Below are 24,821 nucleotides of genomic sequence, written 5' to 3'. Positions count from 1 at the left end.
CATATAGCTTCTTATATTTCCAGCAAAAAACCTCCCGGTGACGGGAGGTTCAGCTATGACGGGCACAGCCCTTCTGACAGGTGATGATCAATCAGGGCAGTTACAGCTTCTCCACATTGAAATACTGCGCTTCAGGATGTGCAAATACCATAGCCGATACCGAAGCCTCCGGCTCCATCATGAAGCCTTCAGTAAGGTGAACTCCAATATCCTCCGGGGACAGCAGCTTGAATAACGGCCCTTGATCCTCCAGATCCGGGCAAGCCGGGTAGCCAAAGGATACACGGATTCCCTGATAACGCGCCCCGTGTCTCTGCTTCATCGTCATATCCGCCGGGTCCGGGAACCCCCAGGTATCCCGCATCATATGGTGAACGCGTTCAGCCAGACCTTCTGCCACCTCCAGCGCTACTGCCTGCAAGGCATGGGAACGGAGATAATCTCCCCGGTCCTTAAGCTCCGTGGACAATTCACGTACACCATGGCCGGCGGTTACGACCAGGAATCCGACGTAATCCATAACCCCGCTGTCCACCGGCTTCAGGAAGTCGGCAAGGCAGAGATAAGGCTCAACGTTCTGCCGTGGGAAGGTGAAGGTATGCAGCACACGGGCAGGGTTCTGCGGGTCATAGATCAGGATATCATTCCCGCTTGACTGGGCCGGGAAGAACTGATACATGGCATGAGGAACAATGGTACCTTCCAGCATCGCCTGATGCAGAATATCGTCTACGGTTTCTTTCAATTCCACTGTACGCGCATCTCCAGCTGTCAGCTGTGCTTCCACGGAACCACGCAGCCCCAGATGATGACCGAGCAGCATCTGCATGTTCACATAAGGAATAATATGTCCGAGCGGATAATTGCGCAGGACGTGACGTTCCAGATCCGGCGGAGTAAACACAGGGGCGTCCGCAGAAATCTTGGAGCGGACGGCACGCGTCAGCTCGGGAAGCGGCTGCTGCGGAGCCACAGCTATGGCAGCCTCTGCCTCTTGGCGTATCTCTTCCTCAATCTTCCCCCGCTCCAGCGGATTCATCAGCCGGTTGGCGATATCCAGACCATCCATGGCGTCCTTGGCGTATAATACCAGGCCGTCATATTCAGGCCGGATACGGGTCTTGGTGAACTTACGGGTTAATGCCGCACCGCCGACCATAATCGGTACGTCAATGCCGGCAGCGCGCAGATCCTGCGCCGTTAGCACCATCTGCTGCGCCGACTTCACCAGAAGGCCGGATAATCCGATGGCGTCTGCTTTTTCCTTGCGAAAGGCTTCAATTATGTTCTCTGGCGGAACCTTTATACCCAGATTGACGATCTCGTAGCCATTATTAGAGAGGATAATCTCCACAAGGTTTTTACCGATATCATGCACATCGCCCTTAACGGTTGCGAGCATAATTCTTCCTTTAACCGAGGTCTCATCCTTCTTCATAAACTGCTCCAGATGTCCGACCGAGGCCTTCATTACTTCAGCGCTTTGCAGCACTTCAGCAACAATCAATTCATTGTTATTGAACAATCTGCCGACTTCCGACATCCCCGCCATCAGCGGACCATTAATTATCTCAAGCGGACCGGATAACTTCAAGGCTTCGTCCAGGTCAGGAATGAGCCCTTCCTTGGTTCCCTCAACGACATACGAAGCGAGACGTTCTTCCAGCGAGAGATTGGAGATCTTCTCTTTCTTCTCGACCTTCTTCTCCCGGAAAGCCGCTACGAACGCAGACAAAGTATCATCATTCGTATTATAAATCAGCTGTTCGGCAAGCTTGCGTTCTTCTTCCGGAATGGAGGCATAACGCTCCACCTTTTCGGTATTCACAATTGCATAATCCAGTCCGGCTTTGGTGCACTCATAGAGAAACACAGAGTTGAGCACTTCACGGCCCGCTTCCGGCAGTCCAAACGATACATTGCTTATGCCCAGAATCGTATGAACGGAAGGCAGAGCTTCCTTGATCAGGCGGATACCGTCAATCGTCTCTTTTGCAGAACCGATATATTGTTCGTCCCCTGTTCCGACAGGGAATACAAGGGTATCAAAGATCAAATCTTCGGCGGCCAGCCCGTATTTGTTCACCAGCAGATCGTATGAACGTCTGGCAACCTCCAGCTTGTCCTTAGCCAGGATCGCCTGCCCGGTTTCATCAATGGTGCCCACAACGATCGCAGCACCGTATTTATGAATCAGCGGAGTCACGAGCTCGAATTTCTCTTCACCGTCTTCAAGGTTAATGGAGTTAATAATCGCCTTCCCTTGGCAATATTGCAAGGCCAGATCAATCACCTTCGGATCGGTGGTATCGATCATCAGCGGTACTTTGACCTTCTTCACTACCAGCTCGAGGAAACGTTTGATATCCTCCGTCTCATCACGGTCAGGGTCCTGCACACAGACGTCAATGACCTGCGCTCCGCTCTTCACCTGTGCGCGGGCAATCTCTGAAGCTTCCTCATACTTGCCTTCGACAATCAGTCGTTTGAACTTCCGCGATCCCAGCACGTTGGTCCGTTCACCGACCATGTAAGGACGGTTATCACTCTCAATGTACACAGGCTCTATGCCGGAGAGTGCCGGCGGATGAATGCCATCCAGTCCGCGCGGCGGATATACCGACAGGGCTTCGGCCATCGCCCGGATATGATCCGGGGTTGTGCCGCAGCAGCCGCCGGCAATGTTCAGCCAGCCCTTCTCGGCGAAACCGGCCAGCTTGCGGGCAAGTGAATCCGGAGATTCATGGTAGTTGCCGTTCTCGTCCGGGAGCCCGGCGTTCGGATAGCAGCTTACTGCTGCTGAAGAAATAGCAGACAGCGAACGGATATGATCGCGCATGAATTCCGGTCCGGTCGCACAGTTTAATCCGACAGAAATCGGCTTAAGATGCTCCAGTGAAATGTAGAAGGCCTCGATGTTCTGTCCGGCAAGCGTAGTTCCCATAGGTTCAATGGTACCCGAGATCATCACCGGCAGTGTAATTCCGCTTTTCTCGAAGGCATTGTGGATCCCTATACTTCCAGCCTTCACATTCAATGTGTCCTGGGAAGTCTCCAGCAGCAGGGCGTCAACCTTACCGTCGATCAACGCGACCGCCTGCTCTTCATAGCTGTCCACGAGCTCCTGGAACGTTACTCCTCCGGTTACGGAGAGCGTCTTCGTCGTCGGTCCCATTGCCCCTATAACGTACCTTGGGCGTTCAGGTGTATCGTATTTATCTGCAGCATTACGCGCAAGTCTCGCAGCCTCCAGGTTAATCTCCCGGGCCCGCTGCGGGATATCATATTCTGCAAGCACCACAGAGGTGGCGCCGAATGTGTTGGTCTCAATCAGATCCGCACCGGCTTCCAGGTATTTCTCATGAATATCCTGAATCACCTCCGGCCGGGTAAGCACCAGCATTTCATTACAGCCATCCAGCTCATCCCCGCCGAAATCCTCACCGGTAAGCGGCACCTGTTGAATCATTGTGCCCATGGCTCCGTCTAGTATCAATATGCGTTGCTGCAAGCTTTCTGCAAGTGTGAATTTGGCCACTTTCAATCCCCCCAGTAAAACATTAGAGTAAGTTTAGCAGAATAAAGGGAATTCGGAAAGCCTTCCTTTCCACCCTGCATTATTTGTATTAACAGTATAGCTACGGCTCACAACTCATCACGGCTGTACCGTGAGTTCTTTAGACGGCATTGAGTGCTGCGTACGGGCAGTCACATGGGAAGTGACCGTATAGCTGCCGGCTTGCTCAAATGTACTTTCACATACATAAGCTCCCTCTCCGTCACTTGCCCCTTTCAGCTCAGTGCTCTTGTCTGGCTCTGCATTATCTACAATTTCGAAGATCACTTCTTTGGCGTCCTCTACAACTACTCCGTCCTGACTAATGACAGCTTTAAAAATCACCTTGTCGTTAACGGATACTTCTTCCGGACTCCAGCTTAGCTCTACCTTGATAGGCACCATTGAGGAATCAGCAGCTGCATGCATATACATTTCCTCTTCATTATTCCCTGAACAGCCGGCAAGCGTCATGCCCATGACAATGCAAATGAGACCTCTAAGTATCTTTGGCTTAATCATCTGGAGCCCTCCCGGTTCATCGAATAGATTCATCTTCATGTTAACAACGAAAGTCAGATTGCTTTCTTCCTTATTATACACATTTTATTCAACTTGTCGGAAATAAGCTTCATTAACGGCCATATCACATGATAATAGTCATATACATGAACTACATTCATCTTGATCCTCGCAGGGATATTAAAAAAGCCAATATCCTATAAGGATACCGGCTTCATCTAAATCAGTTATAGGGAGTGTACCAATGGCAGAAGCTCCGAAAGATGCCTGATCTGATAATCCGGAGTGATGTCCGGGTCAGGAGTCTTGGCCGTCCGGTTGATCCAGACCGTCGTTAGACCTGCAGCCAATCCACCGAGAATATCAGTCGTAAGCTTATCTCCGACCATTATCCCTTGCTCAGGCGTAATATCCAGCAGTCCGAGGGCATGCTCGAAGATTGTCTTGTCCGGTTTCCCTTTACCGAAGCTTCCAGAAATGACAATATGGTCAAAATACGGAATAAGCTCAGGTACACCATCAAGCTTCTCCTGCTGGAGTGCAGGACAGCCATTCGTCAACAGCAGCAGCTTCACCTTGCCGCGCAGCTCATCCAGCACCTGAAGCGTCTCTTCATATATATAAGGACGGCTGCGGCGCTCAACGGCGAACTTGGCAGCGAGGCGTGCCGCCAGCGCTTCATCGTCCACTCCAAGAGAGGCAAGTCCGCGGCGCCAGGATTCGGTGCGGTAGGCCGGAGCAAGCTGTTCCAGCTGGCGGAATTCCGGCTGGTCTCCAGCTGTGAAGTTAGCCCATAGTGCCTCAAAAGGATTAATCCCAATCAGCTTCGTGAACGGAAAAGTCTCGTAAGACTCATAAAGCGCACGCGCTTCTCTGCGCACCGCCTGTTCAAGCTCTTGCGGATCAACAGAATCCCCTGCAGCCTCAGAGGCGTAGCGGAATGCTTCTTCCACACTTCGATCATCCCATAGCAGTGTATCGTCAAGGTCAAATAGTACGGCGGTAATCGGCATTTCGTTCTCCCACTCCCTATGCTGGTCTATCTTACTATTCGTGCACTACTTCAATGTTGTTGTTCTTGCCGAATTGTTCCAGGCGTGCAGCCATGGCGGCGGTGTCATACCGGTTGATCAGCTTGGAGAAAATCCATTGCTTGCGCTTGCCTTTATACTTAATGGTAACTACACTGCGCGACAAGGTAATCTTCTCAATTTCAGTTGCTGGCAAAAAGCGTTCGCGGTTGTATTTAATAGTAGACAGACGGGCGCGTTCCACCTTAAGGAACGGACGGCGGAAGAATAACAGCGCGGCAAGCAGGAAGTACAGTACTACCCCCAGCCAGTTGGCCAGTATTCCGCTTCCTTTCGCTTCATCAATGGAACCGACTACCCAGAACATAATGCCAAGCAGCATTAACACGACAGGGAATACAATATTCCGGCCTTTGAAAATATCGACGCTCTTTGCAGCAGCTTTAGAGCTCGTCCCATAGATCGTCTCTTTTCCCTGCTTCTTTCTTTGCTGATTGATTTGCTTGGTGTTGCGTTGAACCATTCTTTCCCAAGAACGGGCCATGTTAGTTCCCCCTAGTCATCCTGTATTATCTATGAAAAGGCCGCAGACTAAGCTTTACGTCCGTTGTTGCCTTCTTCATGCTCCGGATCATCCACAATCTCAATGGTATCAAGCTGGGCCCGGAAATTGCTGCGGATATTGCCCAGATATATCTCGCGGAGTTTGGCGCGTTCTGCCAATTCTTCCTCATTCAGGCCGCCATTCTTATGTTTGCGTGCCAATTCATTAATGCGTGCGACCAATTCGTCAATATTCAATACGTTCCCCTCCCCTATAAATTCATTCTAACTTTGCCATGAGAAAAAGAGCTTGTCAAGGTCTACCCCCTGAAAGCTCTCTTAGTCAAACACCAGTATGCTTCTTTCGGTTAATATACCGGCACGGTCAGTATATCTCCTGCCTTAATTCCGCTGTCCTTCAGACCATTTGACTTCTTGATCCCTTCTATATATACAGCAGTCCTCATATCATCCGGTTTATTCTTGAGTGCAATGCTCCACAAGGTGTCTCCGCGTTCAACTACGATCCGTTTCTCAGGCTTCATTAAAGTGACAGAACCAGCGAACACATTACCGACTACTGTAAATCCGGAGATCGTGAGTAATAGTATCAGAGATATCTTAACAAAGCTGACCTGGCGGAATATCGAGGTAAGTACAGACAGCAGGCGAAGGGTCTTGTCTCTGAATTGTGCCAATGGATTATGGGGTAATGGATTACCGGGAGCGGACACCTTGATATCCTCATTGTAGATACTATTGTAGGTACTGTATTTTAACATAAATATCGTCCTCCAAACACTTGTTCTTACTTTCGAAAATAATATAACACGAACATGTGTTTTGATCAATAGTTTTTTCGAACAACTGTTCCCTTTATTTTTCGGGCTATTATTCTCACAATTTAGAACTTATGTTTGTACGAACGGCAGTTCTATGTTATAATTTTCCCAAACATAGTATATGGGGTTGATTCCGATGTCAAAGATTTCGAGTCGCCAGCTGGCGATCCTGGAATTTATACGTAACGAAGTCCGCAGCAAGGGTTATCCTCCGTCCGTTCGGGAAATTGGTGAAGCTGTTGGCCTGGCCTCCAGTTCTACAGTGCACGGTCATCTGGACCGGCTTGAGAAGAAGGGCCTGATCCGGCGCGATCCTACGAAACCGCGGGCTATTGAATTGCTCGGACAGGAAGATTCAGAGAATGTACATCAATTCGTCCAGACGGTTACCCGCATCCCAGTAATTGGTAAGGTCACTGCTGGTGTTCCTATTACCGCTACAGAGAATATTGAGGATTACTTCCCGCTTCCTACTCATTACGTAGGGGATAACAAGGTATTCATGCTTTCTGTACTCGGCGACAGTATGGTTGATGCCGGGATTATGAACGGCGATTATGTTATTGTCCGCCAACAGCAAACCGCTGACAATGGTGACATCGTTGTTGCGATGACCGAAGAAGATGAAGCAACCGTTAAGACCTTTTACAAAGAACGTGATCATATCCGGCTGCAGCCGGAGAATCCGGCTTACGAGCCTCTCCGCCTTAACCGCGTTACTATTTTGGGCAGAGTCATTGGATTATTCCGCGATATCCATTAATCCTTCTCCTCCATAATCAGGCTGCTCCGCATCACGCGAAGCAGCCTTTTTCCTATTTAGATCCTGTTACGCTTGCCTAAAATGCCAAAAAACCAACGCAGGAACATTTGTTCCCATATCGGTTTTTGGCATTTTTTACTCCGAACCGCTTTAGCTATCCGCACATATCCTGATTACAAAGGAGTGCTGATCCCATGCCCAACTATCGAATTATTGTCGACCTTTCACAGCGCATGCTTTATCTGCTTGATAATGACACCGTAACCAGAGGATTTCCTGTCGGCATTGGCCGGATGCTGACCGTCTCGCCGGTAGGCGAGTACACGATCATTAATAAGCAGCCCAATCCGGGCGGACCGTTCGGAGCCTTCTGGATGGGCCTGTCCAAGCCGCATTATGGAATTCACGGAACGAATGACCCTTCCTCTATCGGCCACATGGTCTCCCACGGCTGTATCCGCATGTATAACCAGGACGTGGTCGCGTTGGCTGCCATCATTCCCATTGGTACCCGTGTAACCATCAGGGAGTAGCCGCAATCATGCAGCCACCTATAACTCCCTATATTTGAACACAAGAACCCCTCTGACGGGTTTTCGCCAAAGGGGTTCTTCACAGCATTATTGCACAGTTTGCTCATAACCAAGCTCGTCCAGAATACTTTCAGCCAGACTCCACTGTTCCGCAGGTGAGTCTTTGCTTTTTTTGGCGTAGACCAATGCACTCTTGGTAACTTTCTCGATCAGCCTGCGTCCCTGCTCTTTGGTGATGGACACTTCCATCCCGGAGCGGCCCACCACCTCAGACAGACAAAAGAACGCAATCCGCATCGCGTAATTGTCTCTGCTGAGGAAATAGAATAGATGAGGCACGTTCTTGAGCAGACGGTCAACCCAGTTCGTAATCTCCCGCACCTGATAGACTTCCCGGCGATCCTGCTCATACCCATTGAATATAATTATGATTTTGCCCCGTAGCCGCTTCTTCTCATATTTCTTAAATTCACGCAAATAGCTCTCGAGCCGCCCCTTCTCCACATCTTCTCTGGAGACATTCAGCACGGTGGTTCCGGCTGCATCCAATTTAGAACTTTCTTCCAAAACCATATCTGCGTTAACAGCCAGTGTACTATCCTGTAATTCTGGCAGTCCCAAACGCTGCCGTAATTGATCGTCCATTCTTCACACCTTCCTGTATCAAGCTCTTGTGCAGCTTGTTCACCATATCTCCTGGTATGTATCGTTCCTCAAACCTCTTACTCTTCATTGATCAATTATACTCCGTGCCTTCTACAGTCTCAATCGTACGGCAAAAAAGACATCCCGGGAGGATGTCTTTGATTGGATACTTTTCCCCTGACTACAGACTACAATACGCTGCGCAACGACCGGATAGCAATAGTGTTTAAACGAATCGCTTCACGTATAGATGCTCTGGCAGCCAGCAATTCTCTTCTGGCACGTGAACCACTTGGAAATCTGCGCAGGTTCTCATTAATTTCCTCAAGTCTTTCAAGCAGGATTGCTCTCTGTGCGAGCAGTGCATTAATTGCTCTGCGGATTCTGTTTCGTTCTCTTTGCGTCATCATTACACCTCTTTTACGTTTTATAGTATAAGAAATGCAAAGATTAGCTTCGGAGACTGTGTGATTTGGCAGTAATATTAAAATTAGCTTTCTTTGACCTTGATAGAGATAATATTGACAGGATTAAGATACTTGCCTCCTGCCGGAATCCAGCCTGTCAAACCACCGGATGTCAGATAGGTTCTGGCTTCTCCCGCCGATTCAAACACAGATTCAAGCTCTTCAATTTGCCCATTCACATACTGAAGCTCAAAAATAACTTTACTCACTTGCGACCACCTCCTCAGCTACTAATTCGTTACCCCGAAGCGTTTACCTGCTTTTACTTCTTGGGCAGCCTTACCCGGAACTCAAATTCGTCACGTCTATAGGTCATTCCGGCCAGCAATACATACTCCGGCGTCCATTTCTGTACAGGTCCGGCGTAATCAGCTATAACATGCGGTTTACCCTCGATCAGTTGAACGACATAGACCTTCACCTGGGCAAGTGCCGCCGCGAATATATCAGCATCACTTGAAAGAACTTTATACGCAGTATTCAACATCTTTCCTCCTTAGTGCACACGCAAGAATAATAAGGATTCATAGAGCAAACAAATCAGTTCAATTATAACGGGTTCTGGAACAAAATGTATACCCTATTTAGAGCTTAGAGCTTGATGAAAATGATCTTAAACAGCCCGAGGTATTTGCGCTTTGCCTTAATATCACCGATAAATGTCTTACCATCCTGAATATCAGGTATGCTGAATGTGGAGAACAGAATGTAATTTTCCCGGATAGTAAACGATTCGACCATAGGCTGAGCGACCATACTGGTAATTTCTCCAGCTAGCCCTCCCCCCAGTGTTTCCTCCAGATGATTCACTGCGTATTCTCCAAAGTCCTCTTTACCCGGATTCATGACCGCTAGTAAAACCAGTACTACTATAATTACGAAAGACAGTTTCGCCGCTGTTTTCTTGCGGGCTCTGGGTTCAGGCTGCGGAGCATCATATCGCGGGTTCATGTTTATTCCCTCCAGCTATAATATTTCTTGTATCGTGAACACTAACGGACTCACAATAAACCTGCAGATCATAACCAACAGCTCAACCGGCCCGCTTATCCCCACATCCGTTCCGCTCCAGTCCGGACTACCCGCTACCGGCAAATCCAGCCCGTATTGCTCTATAATCCGTTCCCTGGTATCAGTTGACATGCCAGTCCCTTCTGAAGCTCCAGCCTGAGAACAAATTAGCGTTAAGAATAGGATCATTGCAATGATACCTACATATTTATTTCTCATTTCATACCCCTATGTATCTTATTTATTAAAAAGGAAATACCGATACCGCAACGCCCCATATCAGTTATAACTGCAACTACTTTCCCAAGCCCAAACTCTCTAAACACATGCTTCAATACAGCCCTCCCTTAGTAAGCACCTTCAAAAAGGTTCCTCTAATGTACATATGATCTAGTATATAGGACATGGTACATTATGTAAAAGACATCTCCAGTTTTCATCATTTTATCTGCCCAGAAAATTCTCATTACGAATTTATATTCATACTTTACGCAAACGATATCAACTAGTGAAAACTAAATCATTCACTTACTGCAAGCAAAGATTGCCCCGACTGGATCAAATACTGATGCAGCCAAAATCGTAGTTGTGAACTACTCCTCTACCCATCATATTTAAAAGTAGCTTGGGAGCCAAGCAACTGGCTTACTGCTAATGTGAATTTTCAAAACGTCTCTGGCAATAAAGGAAATGTTTATTTTTACATCGAAGACTCTAAAGGGAAAATATATAGCACAACAGAAGTAGCACCTGGAGAAATGAAAACCGTGAATGGTATACCAAGTGGTGGATATCATGTGTATGCCAAAGCCAAATCTAAATCCGGCACTTACCACCTTATTATTGATGATTTCCCGTTCTGATCGCTAACGTTCATTAGAAAAATCCCAGAGCTCAATAGATTCTCTGGGATTTTTCTTTTCTCAGTTCTCAACCATGATCGATAACGGCTGTTGCCACTAACGGAAGGAGCTGTGGTAAGGGTTTATTTTGCATTTTCCATGGAAACAAATTGCACTTTACTTTTTGACAATAATAAAAGATAGCCAAGCAAGCTGAGATGTTGTCAGAGTCTTTTTGTCGATCTTATCCGACCATGATGTATCCTTAATTGTCCCAGCTTTCAGCAGCGCTTTAACCTGTGTCTGTAGCGTTTCCGTTATTAGGTTGTCAGTTCCAATCTGTCGTCCTCCTTGATGACCTGACTGCCGTTGCCGCAGTTATAGCAAAAGCCAACCAGCGCATCGTATTGATTTTGGTTAAGCTGTGCTGTCACCGGCACATTACGCCGGATTATTTACATATGCCTCATTCTTGGCAAGATTCGCCTCCAGCAAATATGAAGCCCACATAAAATCTATCCTCGAATAACTCCCACTATTTAATTTGTGGGCATTTTGTGGGCACCGTTAGTTTAAGCAACCCCCACCACCCTCACGCCCACACAAAAAAACCCCCGGCGCTTAGAGCGCCAAGGGCTGCTGTATCCTAGTAAAGCGTCATGTACTGATCTCTTTCCCATTCGTGAACCTGGGTCCGGTAAATATCCCATTCAATTTCTTTAAGTTCGTAGAAGTGGGCCAGCGCATGTTCACCCAGAGCTTCGGTAATAACATGGCTGCGGATCATTTCGTTGAGGGCTTCCTTCAGATCGGACGGCAAGCTTGGGATGCCTTCTTCAATCCGCTCTTCCTCAGACATCACATAGATGTTACGGTCGATTGGAGCCGGAAGATCAAGCTGGCGTTTGATTCCATCCAGACCTGCCTTCAACATTACAGCAAGTGCAAGGTAAGGGTTAGCTGCCGGGTCCGGGTTACGGACTTCAACGCGTGTACTGAGCCCTCTGGAAGCGGGAATACGGATCATCGGGCTGCGGTTGCTCGCAGACCAGGCCACGTAGCAAGGAGCTTCATAACCAGGCACCAGACGTTTGTATGAGTTGACAGTCGGGTTAGTGATCGCAGCAAAAGCACGTGCGTGCTTCAGAATCCCTGCCATGTAATAACGGGCTGTTTTACTCAGACCCAGTGTGTCACTTTCGTCATAAAACATGTTCTCGTTGCCTTTGAACAAGGATTGGTGTGCGTGCATACCGGATCCGTTCATGCCAAATAGCGGCTTAGGCATAAAAGTAGCATGCAGGCCGTGCTGACGGGCTACCGTCTTCACGACAAGCTTGAAGGTTTGAATCTGGTCCGCTGCCTTGATAGCATCGGCGTATTTGAAGTCAATTTCATGCTGGCCGGAAGCCACTTCATGGTGGGAGGCTTCCACTTCAAAGCCCATTTCTTCAAGCGTCAGTACGATTTCGCGGCGGCAGTTCTCCCCAAGATCCATCGGCGCCAAATCGAAATATCCGCCCTGATCGTTCAGTTCAGTGGTCGGGTTACCCTTCTCATCTGTTCTGAACAGGAAGAATTCAGGTTCAGGTCCAACGTTCATAGCAGTAAAGCCCATTTCTTCAGCTTCGAGCAGACAACGTTTGAGGATACCGCGCGGATCTCCGGCAAACGGTGTTCCGTCTGGCATATACACATCACAAATCAGACGTGCAACACGACTATCCGTCACCCAAGGGAAAATCACCCAAGTGCTAAGATCCGGATACAGGTACATATCGGATTCTTCGATCCGGACATAACCTTCGATGGAGGAACCGTCGAACATCATTTTGTTGTCGAGTGCCTTTTCCAGCTGACTTACGGGAATTTCCACATTTTTGATTGTTCCGAGCAGATCGGTAAATTGCAGGCGAATAAACCGGACGTTCTCATCCTTGGCAATACGCAGAATATCCTCTTTAGAAAAGCTCACTTTACCCTCTCCCTTTCAAAATCTCTATGTTATTTATTAAAAAACCGGGATAGCTCGCCTTGGATTAGAGACACTTGTCCCGGTCTTTTACCGGAAACCAGTTCCTGCTTAAGCAGACGGTGAAGCTGTGAATCGGATAACTCTCTACGCCGAACCTCTGTATCAGGGGTAATGACTGTAGCTTCTTCGGATTCCTTCGAGACAGGATTCATCACCTGCTTAATGCCGGCAATATTAACACCCTTCTCAATCAATGCCTTGATCTCTAGCAGACGTTCAACATCATTAAAGGAGAACAAACGCTGGTTGCCGGATGTGCGCGCGGGTACGATCAGACTGTGCTGTTCATAATAACGAATTTGTCTGGCAGATAGATCGGTTAACTTCATTACGATTCCTATAGGGAATAATGCCATATTTCTGCGGATTTCATCACCCATGACTCATCCAACCTTCCAATGATCTTTTTCTCATCTCATTGTACATTTCCTTATATGGCGTGTCAATGGTATGTGAGTTTTTCTCACAAGATTTCTTTAAGCCAATGAGAGATTAAGTGAACAAAGTGTCAGCTACATGGGACCTGGCTTCCCGCAGTATATCACATAGATCAATCCTCAAGCAAAAGTTCCGTACTGGAAACAGTTTCGCTCAAACGCGCATCATGCACGACTCCAACTTTTCAGAAACTCCTTATTCAAAAGAAAATGTGACTGGCTAACCTTCAATCACCAGCTCCCCTTCTCCTGCCGGGGTCTCAAATCCGCTCAAAAAACGGGTCAGAATCTCTTCCGTGATTGGAAAAGCGGCATTAGCATCAAAACGCCCGCTCCGGATCTGAAGCCTCCGGCGCAATTCGTCCGGATGGACTTTTAAATGGATCAGTGCCCATACGCCTCCATAACGCTCAATCAGTTGTTTATATTCATCCCGCTTCTGCCGCTGCCAAAAGCTGAAATCGATAACGACATGACGCTTCGCCTGAATCAGCTTCACCAGTTCCCCCCGCAGCCTGATTTCCGATTGTTCCTTAAAGGATTCATAAGCCTGCTCCGGATAATCTACACCAAAACGGCCATGTGTACTCCAAATATCCTCATCGATCGAGAGCCGGACGAATCCCGCTTTCTCCAGCTTCAGCGCAAAGGTTGTTTTCCCCGAGCCAGCCACACCGCACATCATCACTATAACGGGAGCTTCGCTCACATTGTTTTGTTGCGTTAAATATTCTATCGCTGCTGCTTCATTCAGCATAGACTTCATCTCCTCTTCACTTTGAGCATAGGGGAACGCTTCTCCTTAAACTACGTAGATATAGTATAAAACTACTACGGGGTGACTTCTATGAACCAGAATAATCTCATTTGTAAAGCTTGCGGAAATAACACTTTTGCTGAAGGAAAACTGGAGGGCTACGCTAATGTAAGGCCTGTAAATAACTACTTTTCTTTTGGTTCGAAGCTTACATTGACAATTTGCAAAAGATGCGGCGAAGTGGCTTCTATGAAAGTAGACAAATTTGAGAAATTCTAATTCAATCCACCAATGCAAATAACCGGACAGCCATCTGCTGAGTGTCCGGTCAATGTAAGTTCACAATTAATTAAAGTAAATTGCGCTCTCTCATGCTTTGCAGGGCCATTAGTACCCCGTACTTTACATGGGAATAAGTTAATCCGCCCTGCATATACCCGATATACGGTGCCCGGATCGGCGCATCCGCAGATAACTCCAGACTGCCGCCCTGAATGAACGTCCCTGCCGCCATAATGACCGGATGCTCATAACCAGGCATATCCCATGGCTCGGGAACAACGTGGCTGTCTACTGCCGCTGCACGCTGAATTCCCTGCACGAAAGCAATCAGATGCTCAGGTCCGTCAAAAGCTACTGCCTGGATCAGATCCGTCCGCGGCTCATCCCAGGCAGGCTTGGTCGTAAACCCGCAGCGCTGGAATACAGCGGAAGCGAAAATACTGCCCTTCACAGCCTGCCCTACGGTATGCGGAGCCATGAAGAGCCCCTGATACAGTCCGCGCGTCGTCCCCAGCATGGCACCGACTTCTCCGCCTATCCCGGGAGCAGTCAAGCGGTATGCGGCCAATTCCACCAGATCTGCCCGGCCGCAGATATACCCGCCTGTCTCGGCAATTCCGCCGCCAGGATTCTTAATCAATGAACCGGCAACGAGGTCAGCGCCAACCTGAGGGGGCTCCAGAGTCTCGGTGAACTCTCCGTAGCAGTTGTCTACGAATACAATTACATCAGGCTTTAGCGCTTTTACCTTCGCTACCATCTCACCAATCTCAGCAACAGTGAAGGAAGAACGCCAATCATAACCGCGGGAACGCTGGATTCCTATGACCTTAGTTTTATCGTTTACCGCTATTGCAACCTCGTCCCAGTCAATTTTACCGTCAGCCGTCAGTGCAGTCTCGCGGTAGCCGATGCCAAAGTCCGCCAGAGAGCCTGTCCCGTCGCCGGCCTTGCCAACTACCTTATGCAGTGTATCGTAGGGGCGTCCTGTAATGTATAGAAGCTCGTCTCCGGGACGAAGCACACCAAAGAGCGCCGTAGATATCGTATGAGTGCCAGAAGCGAAATGCGGGCGTACGAGCGCCGCCTCGGCGCCGAATACTTCAGCATAGACCAGATCCAGTACCTCACGCCCCCGGTCATTGTAGGCATATCCCGTAGACCCGGCAAAATGAAAATCACTGACATGCTGGCGCTGAAAGGCTTCAATGACCTTCCACTGATTATGATCTACAATTTTATCCAGCCGCTTAACGGCAACTTCAATTTCAAGCTCTGCAGCTTCCGCTGCCTGTAATAGATCCTCTGCAAATACTGCCATTTCCCCTCAATCTCTCCTTACCCTACTTTTACTTGTCAAAGCTGAACACATCTACGCGATTCCAAGAGGAACGGTGTGCGTTTCAGCGAGAAACCCCGCACAGCAGCGCCTGCCCCGAATGATACGAAGCAGAACTGAGGCTGTGCGGGGACTTGTAATGCCTGTACCTATCTTGCACTTATTGCGGTTCGATAAACTCAGCAAGCTTGTAGCTCCATTTATCGTAGTCCTCTTTATTCAGACGAACATTATAGAGTACGTCATTCCCGTCATAATTCTGCTCAAGTACTTCTCCAACCCGGTAGAGCAGTGATGACAGGTCTCCCCGGTCCCCGGGAATCCGGAAGATAAGGGTGTCCCCGGCCAGTTCATCGCTGATAATCCCCGTAATCCTGGTCAGGTCATCCTGATTAAAAGCACTGATCTTCAGGAAGCCCGGACCTGTAGGAAGCATTTCCAGCTGCTCCGGCTGGCACAGATCGGTTTTGTTGAACAAGACGATCTGCGGCTTTCCTGCGGCTCCCAGATCCTGCAGAATAGACTGGACAACATCCATCTGCTCTTCACGCATCGGCGAAGAGGAATCAACGACATGCAGCACCAGATTCGCTTCATTCACTTCCTCCAGTGTAGCCCGGAAGGAGGCTACCAGATCATGCGGCAGATTCTGAATGAACCCTACAGTATCTGTAAGGACAACTTCTTTGCCCCCTGGAAGCTGGAGCACGCGAGATGTCGGATCGAGGGTCGCAAACAGCTGGTTCTCAATATAGACATCCGCATCTGTAAGCTGCTTCAGCAGCGTGGATTTGCCGGCGTTGGTATAGCCAACAAGTGCCACCTGGACAGCGCCGCTCTTACGGCGGCGTTCACGGTGCAGCTCACGCGTCTTGACGACCTCATCGAGCTGGCGTTTCAGCTCGGTAATCCGGTCGCGGATATGACGGCGGTCGGTCTCCAGCTTGCTCTCCCCTGGTCCTCTCGTACCAATCCCGCCCCCGAGCCGCGACAGATTCTTCCCGTGTCCGGACAGACGCGGAAGCAGATAGGAGAGCTGCGCCAGCTCTACCTGAATGATGCCTTCCCGGGTTTTTGCCCGGCCGGCAAAAATATCAAGGATCAGCTGGGTCCGGTCAATAATCTTCAGATCCAGAGACTCCTCCAGATTCCGCACCTGTGCTCCGGACAGCTCCTGGTCGAAGATCGCCGTATTGGCACCCAGTCCGTCAGCGGCCATCCGCAGCTCTTCTACCTTTCCCTTACCGATGAACCATTTGGAATCCGGGGTTTCCTTGTTCTGCCGGATGACATCGAGCACCTCCACCCCGGCCGTTTCAGCCAGCTGGACCAGCTCCTGAAGTGAAAGCTCGGGATCAATGCCCGTGCGTTTGATTTTGTCCGTGACCAGACTGACGAGTATTGCCCGGTCCTGAACATCTGTTTGGGTATCATGTGTGGTGATTGCCATTAATTAAGTGCTCCTTATCTGTATGCATTCATGTCTTACAATTTGAAATCCTCCGTCCGCAGGGTCATCAGCTCCTGCTTGCCGGGACTTGTGCTCTCATACTGATTCAGCAGCCGTACCGCCTGCGAGCGCACCGCCTTCTCAATACTGTTGCGCACATACCTTGCGTTGCTGAAGGCATGCAGACTTTCTGTTTTTTCAAGCAGTAAAGCCTGCTTAAGTTTGAGTATGGCCTGCGGCATCAGAATATAATCGCGTTCCTTGGCCATTAGCTCGGCAATCTGCAGCAGCTGGTCAATCGTATAGTCAGGAAATTCCACCTGAATCGGAAACCGTGAGGGCAGACCGGGGTTGCTCATCAGAAAATAGTCGATTTCCCCGGAATAACCGGCCAGAATCAGCACAAATTGGCTCCGGTGATCCTCCATGGATTTCACCAGTGTGTCGATGGCTTCTTTACCGAAATCCTTATCTCCCCCGCGGGCCAGACTATAGGCCTCATCGATAAAAAGTATGCCCCCCAGCGCCTTTTTCACCAGATCCCGCGTCTTCTGGGCAGTGTGCCCGATATATTCGCCCACCAGATCCGCCCGTTCCACCTCAATGAGATGGCCTTTGCTGAGCACACCCATCCGCTGGAACAGCTTCGCAACAATCCGTGCTACGGTTGTTTTGCCTGTACCGGGATTTCCCTTGAAGACCATATGATAGGCCTGGCCCCCGCTGGCAAGTCCGGCTTCACTGCGCATCTGTGCTACCTGGAGCAGGGCATATATCTCAAAAACTAGCTCTTTGATATTATCCAGACCTACTAACGCGTCCAGTTCCCGGCTGAGTTCCTGGAACAGTCCGCTGTGGCTGTGGTTTTTGGGGGGTACCGGGCCGCTGGCACTGTCTGCGGGTGAGCTGGCCACCGGCGCCGGATCCTGATTCCTCAGCACAATATTGATCTGCCGTGACGGTCTTCCTTCATCCCGTCCACTTGCCGCCGCTACATGTCCGTTCACCTTATTCACCTCATTATACAGGGCTGACTTGCTCTAAACAGTCTATTCCGGTACAGGGGGTGTTATTAGCAGTTTCCGAAATTAGCAGATTTATAAAGATAACTGCTGCATTTTCCATTTGGTATAGGCGAGAATTTCGCGTGTCTTGTACTTGAACATTGACATGACCTTAGACTCCATAACCCCAAGCTCCGGGTTCGTGAACTTAAGCTCACGTGCAATCTCCAGCGCACGGCGGCCATGGAAATCATGCGTAATGATAACCGCAGAAGACAAGCCCTCCTGCTGCATGACAGCCTTACTGAACAGAAGATTCTCATAGGTGCTGGTAGACTGATTCTCCAGATAGATCACATCCTCCGGAACACCATGTGCCGCCAGATACCTCTTCATTCCCTCGGCTTCAGTATACTTGTAATCCGGGTGATCCAGACCTCCTGAAACCACAAAATGGGTGAATGCCCCTGAACGATAGAGCTCAAGCGCGTAATCCAGCCGCTCCTTCAGACCCGGACTGGGTTCATCCCCCCACATCGACATGCCCAGAATTACACCCGCATCCGCTTTCACCATTGGCGCGGTTGTTTCTGCACCATTAATTCTGCTAAGTGCCACAGCGCACCAGATCAGTCCGGCAACGATGAGCAGAATCAGTGCAGCCCACAACATTCGCTTCATACGGTAATGGCGCTTCCGGGTGACTCTGCGAATAGGGGAGGATCCTCTTTGATAGACATACCATTCCATTATTATTTCCTCCTGAACTCTCCGTGATGAAATAATTCGGCACGGTGCTTCAGTGAAAGGGAGAAATAAGGGAAGGCATGAGCATCGATACTGCGCAGTATCGTATTTGCTGTAGACCAGGCTAAATTATAGTCACTGTCTGTTATGTCGTCCCGTTCCAGCGCTTCCTCCAGCTCATCCTCATCCAGCAAGAACACTTCACCGTTCCACAGCACCACAACATCCAGGTATAAATCATCAAACCAGGGAACCCCTTGGTCAGTTACTCCCTGAACCTTGCAGGTGTCGATATACCATTGTACAATATTCTGCCGTTCGTCAAACATGGCCGTCACAATATAGTGGCTGTCTTTGGGAAAATACTGCAGCCATGAATACCCTTTGTCCGCAATGCGGTATGTATGCCTGCCATAGCTCTTCCACAGCGGCTCCTTCAGCCCGTAAATGGTATACAGTGTAATGTACCCACTGAATTCCCGGGTTTCCACATAGCGGCAGGCAAAATGGCGGCGCGTAATCCGGCGCCAGTTGGCCCGGTCTCCGAATTTACGTTTCATATGAATAACCCTCTCAGATAATGGTGCCTTCAGCTTAACACATTTCGCGTAGACACTCAAAATATCACAGTGATCCAAGTCACCAGAAAACCCCGCCAGCCGGGAATTCTGCAGCATGCAGAGCGCTCCGGACTGCCGGGGTCAAATGTTTCCATGGATTTCAATTAAACCGCTGCTACCTACTGCGTAGTATTAGCGCCTTCTACAAAACCGGCGTTCGGATCGCTGCCCGGATCTGTAGCGGGATCCGTTACAGGTTCGCCAGTAGTCGCGGTTGCTTCCGGAGCCGGCGTTGGCAGCGGTGTGCTTTGCACTGGAGGCGGTGTTATTTCAGGCGGAGGTGTTACTGTTCCGCCGTTATTGCCGCTGCCTCCATTGCCGTTGCCGTTACCATTACCATTACCATTACCATTACCGTTACCATTGCCATTATCATTACCATTTCCGTTCCCGTTGTTGCCGGAGCCGTCATCACCCGGAATACCGCCGTTTCCGGAGTTGCCGCCGTTGCCAGTGTCATCCGTAGGCAGATTCGGATCGAGTGTTGGTTCAGGTTCCGGCGTTTGTAGTTCATCCTGCACGGACACTGTTACGATATCCGAAGGCTCACTTTCCACATCAAGCTCCGGATCATAAGCTCTTACATAATATTCATAAGACAGTCCCGGCATCGCACTTATATCACCAACACTAGCAGCGCTCGTGTTAAGAAGCTGAGTAAAATCTGCTTCTGAGGTTTCCCGGCGGTATATGCGGTAGTCCACCCCTGCAGCTTCAACCGGGTTCCAGCTGAGGTTGACCGTCATGGTCGAGGCATCATAAGCCGCCTGCAGACCGGTTACAACCGGAGTCGCCTCAGGTGTCGGTGTGGCTTCAACCTCTGCCGAGCCTTTGGGAACCGGGAACGATTTGGCAGGAACGCCTTCCAGCGCTTCCTCCATGACCTTGCCCCAGAAGGCTGCCGCAAGCGGACTGCTGTTCTTGAGCAGATGTTTCTTGCTTGGCTTGTCATAGCCCATCCAGACCGCGGCTGTCCATTCCGGTGTATAGCCGACGAACCAGACATCGCGGTTAGAACTGATTCCTTCGTAGCCGCTCTGGGTGGTTCCTGTCTTACCGGCTACCGGACGGTTAATTCTGGCTTTTTTACCCGTGCCGTCCTGTACGACCTTCTGCATCATCTCAGTCATCTGATAAGCCGTGTCCTCGCTCATCACCCGTTCAGCGGTGGTATTGGCCTTATAGACCGTCTTGTCGTCGCTGTCGGCAATCGACTTAATGGAGTAGGCATTCCGCAGCTCTCCACCATTGGCAAATGCGCTGTAGGCCTGGGCCATCTCCAGTGTATTGGTCCCTTCACTCATCCCGCCGAGGGCAAGCGACAGGTTCTTGTCTTCATCCTTCAGATTGATGCCAAGCTTCTTGGCGAACTGGAAGCCGGTGTTCACACCGATCTCATTCAGCAGCCATACCGCCGGAATATTCTCTGATTTCGTCAAGGCATCCGCCATGCTAATCGTTGTCGAATAGCCATGCAGGTTGTTCGGGCAATATTTGCCGAAGCACTGCTTCTCATTGCTCAGCCTCGAATCATTCGTGAACTTGCCGGATTCCAGCGCCGGTGCGTAGGCAACCAGCGGTTTGAACGCTGACCCCGGGGAACGGCGGCTGCCGTCAACGCGGCTATAGCCTTTCTTCTCATAATTGCGACCGCCCATGAGCGCCACAATACTGCCGTTCTCCTGGTTGATGATCGTCATCGAACCCTGCACCAGCTCATCGTCCACGCTTTTCTCGAAATTCTCACTGTCGGCAAAAGCATCCTCAATGGTCTCCTGGGCATGCTTATCCATCGTTGTATAGATCTTGTAACCGCCAATATTCAGATCATCTTCGGTAAGCCCGAATTTATCCTCAGCCTCGTCAATAGCATAATCAATAAATGCCTGGTAATGCTGCTTGCTGCTCTCAGGTGGCGTATAGTTATAGTCAACTGCCTTAGCCTCATCCATCTGTTCCTTCGTGATCGCTTTCTGATCATACATAAGCTGCAGCACAACCGCGCGGCGTTCCTTGGACAGCTCCGGATTACGCAGCGGATTATAGCGGGAAGGCCCCTTCGGCATGGCAGCCAGTGTAGCCATTTGCCACAGCTCCAGCTTGTTCAAATCACTTTCACCGAAATAACGGATAGAGGCGGCCTTGATGCCGTAGATGGTTCCCCCGAAAGGTATCCGGTTCAAATACATCGTGATAATTTCTTCTTTGGTATGCTTATTCTCCAGCGCAACAGCAATCGAAACCTCTGTCGCTTTGCGGAAGAAGGTCTTATCCCGGGTCAGGAAGATATTTTTCGCGAGCTGCTGGGTGATGGTGCTTCCGCCTTCAACCATGCTGCGTGCCGCAATATCCTTCACCGCTGCCCGTCCGATGGACCAGATATCTACACCTTTGTGATCGAAAAACCTTTTATCCTCGGTAGCTACAAAAGCGGTGATCAGCATCTTGGGAAGATCCTCGTATTCTACGGGATCACTTTTCTCCAGGGCGAGCTCCCCGATCAGATTCGCATTCCGGTCAAAAATCTGCGTCGGTGGATTTACCGTCAATTTGCCCTGGTTCTCCTCCAGCAGCTTCTGGCCGTTCAGCATAATGAACAAATAGCCGCCCAGCGCACAAAAAATCGCCAGTGCCGTTGCAAAAAACAAACTCCACAATACACGTTTCTTGGTTAGAAATTTTTTCTTTTTCTTTGGTTTCCCTTTGGAATTCGGCGTATTGCTACCTCTGTCTCTATTGCCGCCATTCCTGGTTAGTTGGTCTCTGGACATGTTGCCTCCTGACTCCCTTAGCGGAAAAATCATGAATTATGGTCATGAATGAAAAGAACAACCTTCACAGGTTGCTCTCTCACACTCTCTATTCAAACGATTGATAAACAAAAAGGTTTCGCTTCAAGACTGTAAAATCTTAAATCTCGGTATTATTGTCCTGCATCAGCGATACGCTGCGCTGTGGTGTAAACGTGGAAATCGCATGCTTGTACACCATCTGCTGGCGCCCGTCGCTGTCGATGACAATCGTAAAGTTGTCGAAGGCTTTGATAATTCCCCGGATTTGGAAACCGTTGGTCAAATATACTGTAGCAGGGATATTCTCTTTGCGTAGTTGGTTCAAGAACGTATCTTGGATGTTAATGGACTTGTTCATATGACGTACCCCCAATGGTTCAATTAGATTGTTCGTAAGTATATTCAACACCTTAGAGAAACTTTCCTGCTATTATACCATGTATTCTGCAAGCACAGCAATGTAATAAAACAGGCTTAGATATGGTATGTAAAACGTTAACACATAGATGAAATCAGCTCATTTATTAAACCCCTCCACTACATATTAAATCTTCGGAGCCCTTCCGGTCAATCTCCATGCCTTCAGCATCAGCTGCGGTCCCGCTTTCAACCGGTTTATCCGGCACAGCAAATCCTCTAATTCAGCAGTGACGCGGGAAGCTTCCGCATAGTCACTCTGGGCAGCTGCTCTGATCCCGTCTTTTCATTTGGGTCCCCCGGTTCTTTGTACATTCGGCAAAAAGAGGCATGAAGCGGGATGTAAAAAGATGCTTCCGGTAAAGCGCGAATACGCTTTGGAAGCATCCTACATGTTCGTGCAGCCAAGAATGGATTTAATGGGGTAACCTCAAGAGTTATATTGAATTTGCAAAGGTTTGCGCAATTTTATGCTGAATGATTGCGAAAATCTCATGATAGTCCAGACTCTCCTCCACGTCGATCCACTGAATCTCCTTCATGTGGCGAAACCAGGATAACTGTCTTTTGGCAAAACGGCGGGTATCGCGCTTCAGCAGGATCACAGCTTCCTCAAGCGTTGTCTCTCCCTCCAGATAGGCGGCAATCTCTTTGTAGCCCAGTCCCTGCATAGATACAAGGCTTCTGCTGTAGCCGCGCTCAAGCAGTCCCTGAACTTCAGCGACGAGTCCTTGCGCCACCATCTGATCAATCCGTTCTTCAATACGTTTATATAGTTTTTTACGGTCCATAGTCAGCCCTATGAGGCATAACTCATAAGGGGATTCCTTCTTTTGCTCAGAAAGAGAGTCGGAAAGCGGAATGTTAGTCTGATGATAGATTTCCAGCGCGCGGATAATTCTTCTCCGGTCATTGGGATGCAGCCGCTCCGCACTGGCCGGATCTACCGCCGCCAGCCGGGCATGCAGCGCTTCCGCCCCATGCTCTTCAGCGTAAGCATCCTGCTCGCTGCGGAAGGCCTCATCCGCCACCGCCTCGGAGAAGCGGAATCCGTAGCACAGGGACTCAATATACAGTCCTGTTCCGCCAACAATAAAAGGCAGCCTGCCCCTGCTGCTGATCTCTTCGATCAGCCGGGTTCCCTGCTCCTGGAATTCTGCGGTGGAATAGGCATCAAGCGGATCATGAATATCAATCAGATGATGGGGAATCCCCTTCATCTCAGCTTCGGTGATCTTCGCCGTGCCGATATCCATACCACGGTAGACCTGCATGGAATCCCCTGATATGATCTCGGCACCGAAAGCTCCGGCCAGCTCCAGGCTCAGCCTGGTCTTCCCGACTGCGGTCGGACCGAGCAGCACGAGTACCTTGCGTTTAGTCTCTGTTGTCAATGGTGATCACCCCGTACGATGTTTTGGCGCTCGTTCTCAGCAGCTCCGTGAAGCCCAGACGGGCGAACTCTCCGCTCAGCGCCTTTTCCTTCAGCAGCACAGTCTTGCGTGCAACCCTGACCGCTTCAGCCACGCTCTCCGTCGACAACGCGGCGGGATTGGCGAACTTACGCAGCGGTGAAATCGCCGCTGAATCCGTCATCGGCACCCGGAACATCGGGTCGAAATAAACAATATCAATGCTGTTGTCCGGCTGAGCCTTCAAATACTCCAGATGGTCGCCCAGCCGGACGTCGATGCGGCGCAGGGCTTCATTCACCTTAATCTGGCCTGAAACATATTGGCTCATCCCCTCCAGCAGCAGCGCGTATAACGGCAGTGAGCTCTCCAGTGCCGTAACCCGGGAATGCTCCCCACCAGTGACGGCAAACAGCAGGGAGTCTCCCCCCAGCCCTGCCGTACAATCCAGCACGCTGTCGCCGGGCAGCATGCCTGCTGCATCAATCATGGGGTCTGACTCGCCTCTTATAATCCGCTTCGCCCGGACAAACCCCATGCTGGGATGGAACTCCATAGGTGGCATTTCCGGCGTGATCAGCCGGACCGCCTCCTGCAGAACGACCAGAACCTGTTCGTCCCCATAGTGATCCACAAGCTTCGCCATGGATAGCTTGGCACGGGGCGCATAGAGACAGCCGGTGCGCTCAGCCAGAGTCCTGGCCCGTTCTACAATTTCCGGTATCGGGTTAAAGCCCGTGGTTATAATCATGTTGCCTCCGATCTTGCTCTCTT

26 protein-coding genes are annotated in these 24,821 nt (G+C 49.7%); 2 read left to right on the top strand and 24 right to left on the bottom strand.

The genetic code is table 11. From position 1 onward, the window contains the following. Positions 1-100: 100 nt before the first annotated feature. The 6 genes from metH to MKX70_RS20560 form a co-directional block, all read right to left on the bottom strand. On the bottom strand, positions 101-3,478 hold the full coding sequence (gene metH / locus MKX70_RS20585; RefSeq protein ID WP_445323711.1) for a methionine synthase: 3,378 nt from the start codon (positions 3,476-3,478) through the stop codon (positions 101-103). Positions 3,479-3,655: 177 nt separating this feature from the next. After that, the gene (locus MKX70_RS20580) at positions 3,656-4,078 is read right to left on the bottom strand and encodes a FixH family protein (protein ID WP_340785662.1); all 423 of its coding nucleotides are present in this window, start codon (positions 4,076-4,078) and stop codon (positions 3,656-3,658) included. A gap of 227 nt (positions 4,079-4,305) precedes the next feature. Then, positions 4,306-5,091 (bottom strand): HAD family hydrolase, encoded by a 786-nt coding sequence (locus tag MKX70_RS20575; RefSeq protein ID WP_042236893.1) that lies wholly within the window; start codon positions 5,089-5,091, stop codon positions 4,306-4,308. A 34-nt stretch (positions 5,092-5,125) separates the two neighbouring features. Then, positions 5,126-5,653 (bottom strand): hypothetical protein, encoded by a 528-nt coding sequence (locus tag MKX70_RS20570; RefSeq protein WP_042236895.1) that lies wholly within the window; start codon positions 5,651-5,653, stop codon positions 5,126-5,128. A gap of 47 nt (positions 5,654-5,700) precedes the next feature. Further along, positions 5,701-5,910 (bottom strand): DUF896 domain-containing protein, encoded by a 210-nt coding sequence (locus tag MKX70_RS20565; RefSeq protein ID WP_042236897.1) that lies wholly within the window; start codon positions 5,908-5,910, stop codon positions 5,701-5,703. Positions 5,911-6,020: 110 nt separating this feature from the next. Further along, a complete protein-coding gene (locus tag MKX70_RS20560; protein ID WP_042236899.1) occupies positions 6,021-6,434 on the bottom strand; it encodes a LysM peptidoglycan-binding domain-containing protein in 414 nt (137 codons plus the stop codon). A 196-nt stretch (positions 6,435-6,630) separates the two neighbouring features. Here MKX70_RS20560 and lexA point away from each other — a divergent pair, with 196 nt between their 5' ends. After that, positions 6,631-7,257, top strand: a complete 627-nt coding sequence (gene lexA / locus MKX70_RS20555) for a transcriptional repressor LexA (protein WP_039299199.1) — start codon at positions 6,631-6,633, stop codon at positions 7,255-7,257. Positions 7,258-7,451: 194 nt separating this feature from the next. Beyond that, positions 7,452-7,790 carry a L,D-transpeptidase gene (locus MKX70_RS20550; protein ID WP_039299202.1) on the top strand — a complete coding sequence of 113 codons (339 nt, stop codon included), beginning with the start codon at positions 7,452-7,454 and terminating at the stop codon, positions 7,788-7,790. A gap of 87 nt (positions 7,791-7,877) precedes the next feature. Here the strand turns inward: MKX70_RS20550 and MKX70_RS20545 are convergent, their stop codons facing one another. The 18 genes from MKX70_RS20545 to MKX70_RS20465 form a co-directional block, all read right to left on the bottom strand. Next, on the bottom strand, positions 7,878-8,435 hold the full coding sequence (locus MKX70_RS20545) for a hypothetical protein (protein WP_340840627.1): 558 nt from the start codon (positions 8,433-8,435) through the stop codon (positions 7,878-7,880). A 490-nt stretch (positions 8,436-8,925) separates the two neighbouring features. Next, complete coding sequence (locus MKX70_RS20540; RefSeq protein ID WP_042236902.1) at positions 8,926-9,111, bottom strand: hypothetical protein; 186 nt, start codon at positions 9,109-9,111, stop codon at positions 8,926-8,928. 53 nt (positions 9,112-9,164) lie between these two features. Continuing rightward, on the bottom strand, positions 9,165-9,389 hold the full coding sequence (locus tag MKX70_RS20535) for a hypothetical protein (RefSeq protein ID WP_305954185.1): 225 nt from the start codon (positions 9,387-9,389) through the stop codon (positions 9,165-9,167). A 104-nt stretch (positions 9,390-9,493) separates the two neighbouring features. Beyond that, a complete protein-coding gene (locus MKX70_RS20530) occupies positions 9,494-9,853 on the bottom strand; it encodes a hypothetical protein (protein WP_340840626.1) in 360 nt (119 codons plus the stop codon). A 15-nt stretch (positions 9,854-9,868) separates the two neighbouring features. Then, complete coding sequence (locus MKX70_RS20525) at positions 9,869-10,045, bottom strand: hypothetical protein (RefSeq protein WP_340840625.1); 177 nt, start codon at positions 10,043-10,045, stop codon at positions 9,869-9,871. Between the two features lie 1,030 nt (positions 10,046-11,075). Beyond that, complete coding sequence (locus MKX70_RS33450) at positions 11,076-11,189, bottom strand: glycoside hydrolase family protein (RefSeq protein ID WP_445323672.1); 114 nt, start codon at positions 11,187-11,189, stop codon at positions 11,076-11,078. Between the two features lie 212 nt (positions 11,190-11,401). Continuing rightward, positions 11,402-12,730 (bottom strand): type I glutamate--ammonia ligase, encoded by a 1,329-nt coding sequence (glnA, locus tag MKX70_RS20520; RefSeq protein ID WP_039299225.1) that lies wholly within the window; start codon positions 12,728-12,730, stop codon positions 11,402-11,404. A 29-nt stretch (positions 12,731-12,759) separates the two neighbouring features. Further along, complete coding sequence (locus tag MKX70_RS20515; RefSeq protein ID WP_019910684.1) at positions 12,760-13,170, bottom strand: MerR family transcriptional regulator; 411 nt, start codon at positions 13,168-13,170, stop codon at positions 12,760-12,762. A 277-nt stretch (positions 13,171-13,447) separates the two neighbouring features. Continuing rightward, positions 13,448-13,984 carry an AAA family ATPase gene (locus MKX70_RS20510; RefSeq protein WP_336101786.1) on the bottom strand — a complete coding sequence of 179 codons (537 nt, stop codon included), beginning with the start codon at positions 13,982-13,984 and terminating at the stop codon, positions 13,448-13,450. 349 nt (positions 13,985-14,333) lie between these two features. Then, on the bottom strand, positions 14,334-15,587 hold the full coding sequence (locus MKX70_RS20505; protein WP_042137898.1) for a methionine gamma-lyase family protein: 1,254 nt from the start codon (positions 15,585-15,587) through the stop codon (positions 14,334-14,336). A 178-nt stretch (positions 15,588-15,765) separates the two neighbouring features. Next, positions 15,766-17,055: a GTPase HflX gene (gene hflX / locus MKX70_RS20500; RefSeq protein ID WP_340785636.1), complete on the bottom strand. Its 1,290-nt coding sequence runs from the start codon at positions 17,053-17,055 to the stop codon at positions 15,766-15,768. Between the two features lie 35 nt (positions 17,056-17,090). Next, entirely contained in the window at positions 17,091-18,062 is a 972-nt protein-coding gene (locus MKX70_RS20495; protein WP_340785634.1) for an AAA family ATPase, read from the bottom strand. 90 nt (positions 18,063-18,152) lie between these two features. Further along, positions 18,153-18,809: a YdcF family protein gene (locus MKX70_RS20490; RefSeq protein ID WP_340840624.1), complete on the bottom strand. Its 657-nt coding sequence runs from the start codon at positions 18,807-18,809 to the stop codon at positions 18,153-18,155. A 2-nt stretch (positions 18,810-18,811) separates the two neighbouring features. Then, positions 18,812-19,366 carry a DUF402 domain-containing protein gene (locus tag MKX70_RS20485; protein ID WP_039299253.1) on the bottom strand — a complete coding sequence of 185 codons (555 nt, stop codon included), beginning with the start codon at positions 19,364-19,366 and terminating at the stop codon, positions 18,812-18,814. A gap of 179 nt (positions 19,367-19,545) precedes the next feature. Then, positions 19,546-22,197, bottom strand: a complete 2,652-nt coding sequence (locus tag MKX70_RS20480; RefSeq protein ID WP_340840623.1) for a PBP1A family penicillin-binding protein — start codon at positions 22,195-22,197, stop codon at positions 19,546-19,548. A 139-nt stretch (positions 22,198-22,336) separates the two neighbouring features. Beyond that, positions 22,337-22,576 (bottom strand): RNA chaperone Hfq, encoded by a 240-nt coding sequence (hfq, locus tag MKX70_RS20475; protein WP_042236917.1) that lies wholly within the window; start codon positions 22,574-22,576, stop codon positions 22,337-22,339. 496 nt (positions 22,577-23,072) lie between these two features. Next, positions 23,073-24,029 (bottom strand): tRNA (adenosine(37)-N6)-dimethylallyltransferase MiaA, encoded by a 957-nt coding sequence (miaA, locus tag MKX70_RS20470; RefSeq protein WP_042236919.1) that lies wholly within the window; start codon positions 24,027-24,029, stop codon positions 23,073-23,075. Next, on the bottom strand, positions 24,013-24,798 hold the full coding sequence (locus MKX70_RS20465; RefSeq protein WP_042236921.1) for a class I SAM-dependent methyltransferase: 786 nt from the start codon (positions 24,796-24,798) through the stop codon (positions 24,013-24,015). Before MKX70_RS20465 ends, miaA begins: the two co-directional genes overlap by 17 nt. Positions 24,799-24,821 lie beyond the last annotated feature (23 nt).

The organism is Paenibacillus sp. FSL R7-0312 (genome assembly GCF_038004445.1).
GTDB lineage: Bacteria > Bacillota > Bacilli > Paenibacillales > Paenibacillaceae > Paenibacillus_AQ.
This window is presented reverse-complemented; position numbering and strand designations above follow the sequence as displayed.

Bases quoted from the DNA above. Each gene is read 5' to 3' on its own strand.
- lexA (WP_039299199.1), top strand. From the start codon at position 6,631: ATGTCAAAGATTTCGAGTCGCCAGCTGGCGATCCTGGAATTTATACGT.
- MKX70_RS20515 (WP_019910684.1), bottom strand. From the start codon at position 13,170: ATGGGTGATGAAATCCGCAGAAATATGGCATTATTCCCTATAGGAATC.
- MKX70_RS20505 (WP_042137898.1), bottom strand. From the start codon at position 15,587: ATGGCAGTATTTGCAGAGGATCTATTACAGGCAGCGGAAGCTGCAGAG.
- MKX70_RS20490 (WP_340840624.1), bottom strand. From the start codon at position 18,809: ATGGAATGGTATGTCTATCAAAGAGGATCCTCCCCTATTCGCAGAGTC.
- MKX70_RS20545 (WP_340840627.1), bottom strand. From the start codon at position 8,435: ATGGACGATCAATTACGGCAGCGTTTGGGACTGCCAGAATTACAGGAT.
- MKX70_RS20525 (WP_340840625.1), bottom strand. From the start codon at position 10,045: ATGTCAACTGATACCAGGGAACGGATTATAGAGCAATACGGGCTGGAT.
- MKX70_RS20550 (WP_039299202.1), top strand. From the start codon at position 7,452: ATGCCCAACTATCGAATTATTGTCGACCTTTCACAGCGCATGCTTTAT.
- metH (WP_445323711.1), bottom strand. From the start codon at position 3,478: ATGGGCACAATGATTCAACAGGTGCCGCTTACCGGTGAGGATTTCGGC.
- MKX70_RS20580 (WP_340785662.1), bottom strand. From the start codon at position 4,078: ATGATTAAGCCAAAGATACTTAGAGGTCTCATTTGCATTGTCATGGGC.
- MKX70_RS20570 (WP_042236895.1), bottom strand. From the start codon at position 5,653: ATGGCCCGTTCTTGGGAAAGAATGGTTCAACGCAACACCAAGCAAATC.
- hfq (WP_042236917.1), bottom strand. From the start codon at position 22,576: ATGAACAAGTCCATTAACATCCAAGATACGTTCTTGAACCAACTACGC.
- MKX70_RS20530 (WP_340840626.1), bottom strand. From the start codon at position 9,853: ATGAACCCGCGATATGATGCTCCGCAGCCTGAACCCAGAGCCCGCAAG.
- MKX70_RS20485 (WP_039299253.1), bottom strand. From the start codon at position 19,366: ATGAAACGTAAATTCGGAGACCGGGCCAACTGGCGCCGGATTACGCGC.
- MKX70_RS20510 (WP_336101786.1), bottom strand. From the start codon at position 13,984: ATGCTGAATGAAGCAGCAGCGATAGAATATTTAACGCAACAAAACAAT.
- hflX (WP_340785636.1), bottom strand. From the start codon at position 17,055: ATGGCAATCACCACACATGATACCCAAACAGATGTTCAGGACCGGGCA.
- MKX70_RS20480 (WP_340840623.1), bottom strand. From the start codon at position 22,197: ATGTCCAGAGACCAACTAACCAGGAATGGCGGCAATAGAGACAGAGGT.
- MKX70_RS20465 (WP_042236921.1), bottom strand. From the start codon at position 24,798: ATGATTATAACCACGGGCTTTAACCCGATACCGGAAATTGTAGAACGG.
- MKX70_RS20535 (WP_305954185.1), bottom strand. From the start codon at position 9,389: ATGTTGAATACTGCGTATAAAGTTCTTTCAAGTGATGCTGATATATTC.
- MKX70_RS20575 (WP_042236893.1), bottom strand. From the start codon at position 5,091: ATGCCGATTACCGCCGTACTATTTGACCTTGACGATACACTGCTATGG.
- MKX70_RS20560 (WP_042236899.1), bottom strand. From the start codon at position 6,434: ATGTTAAAATACAGTACCTACAATAGTATCTACAATGAGGATATCAAG.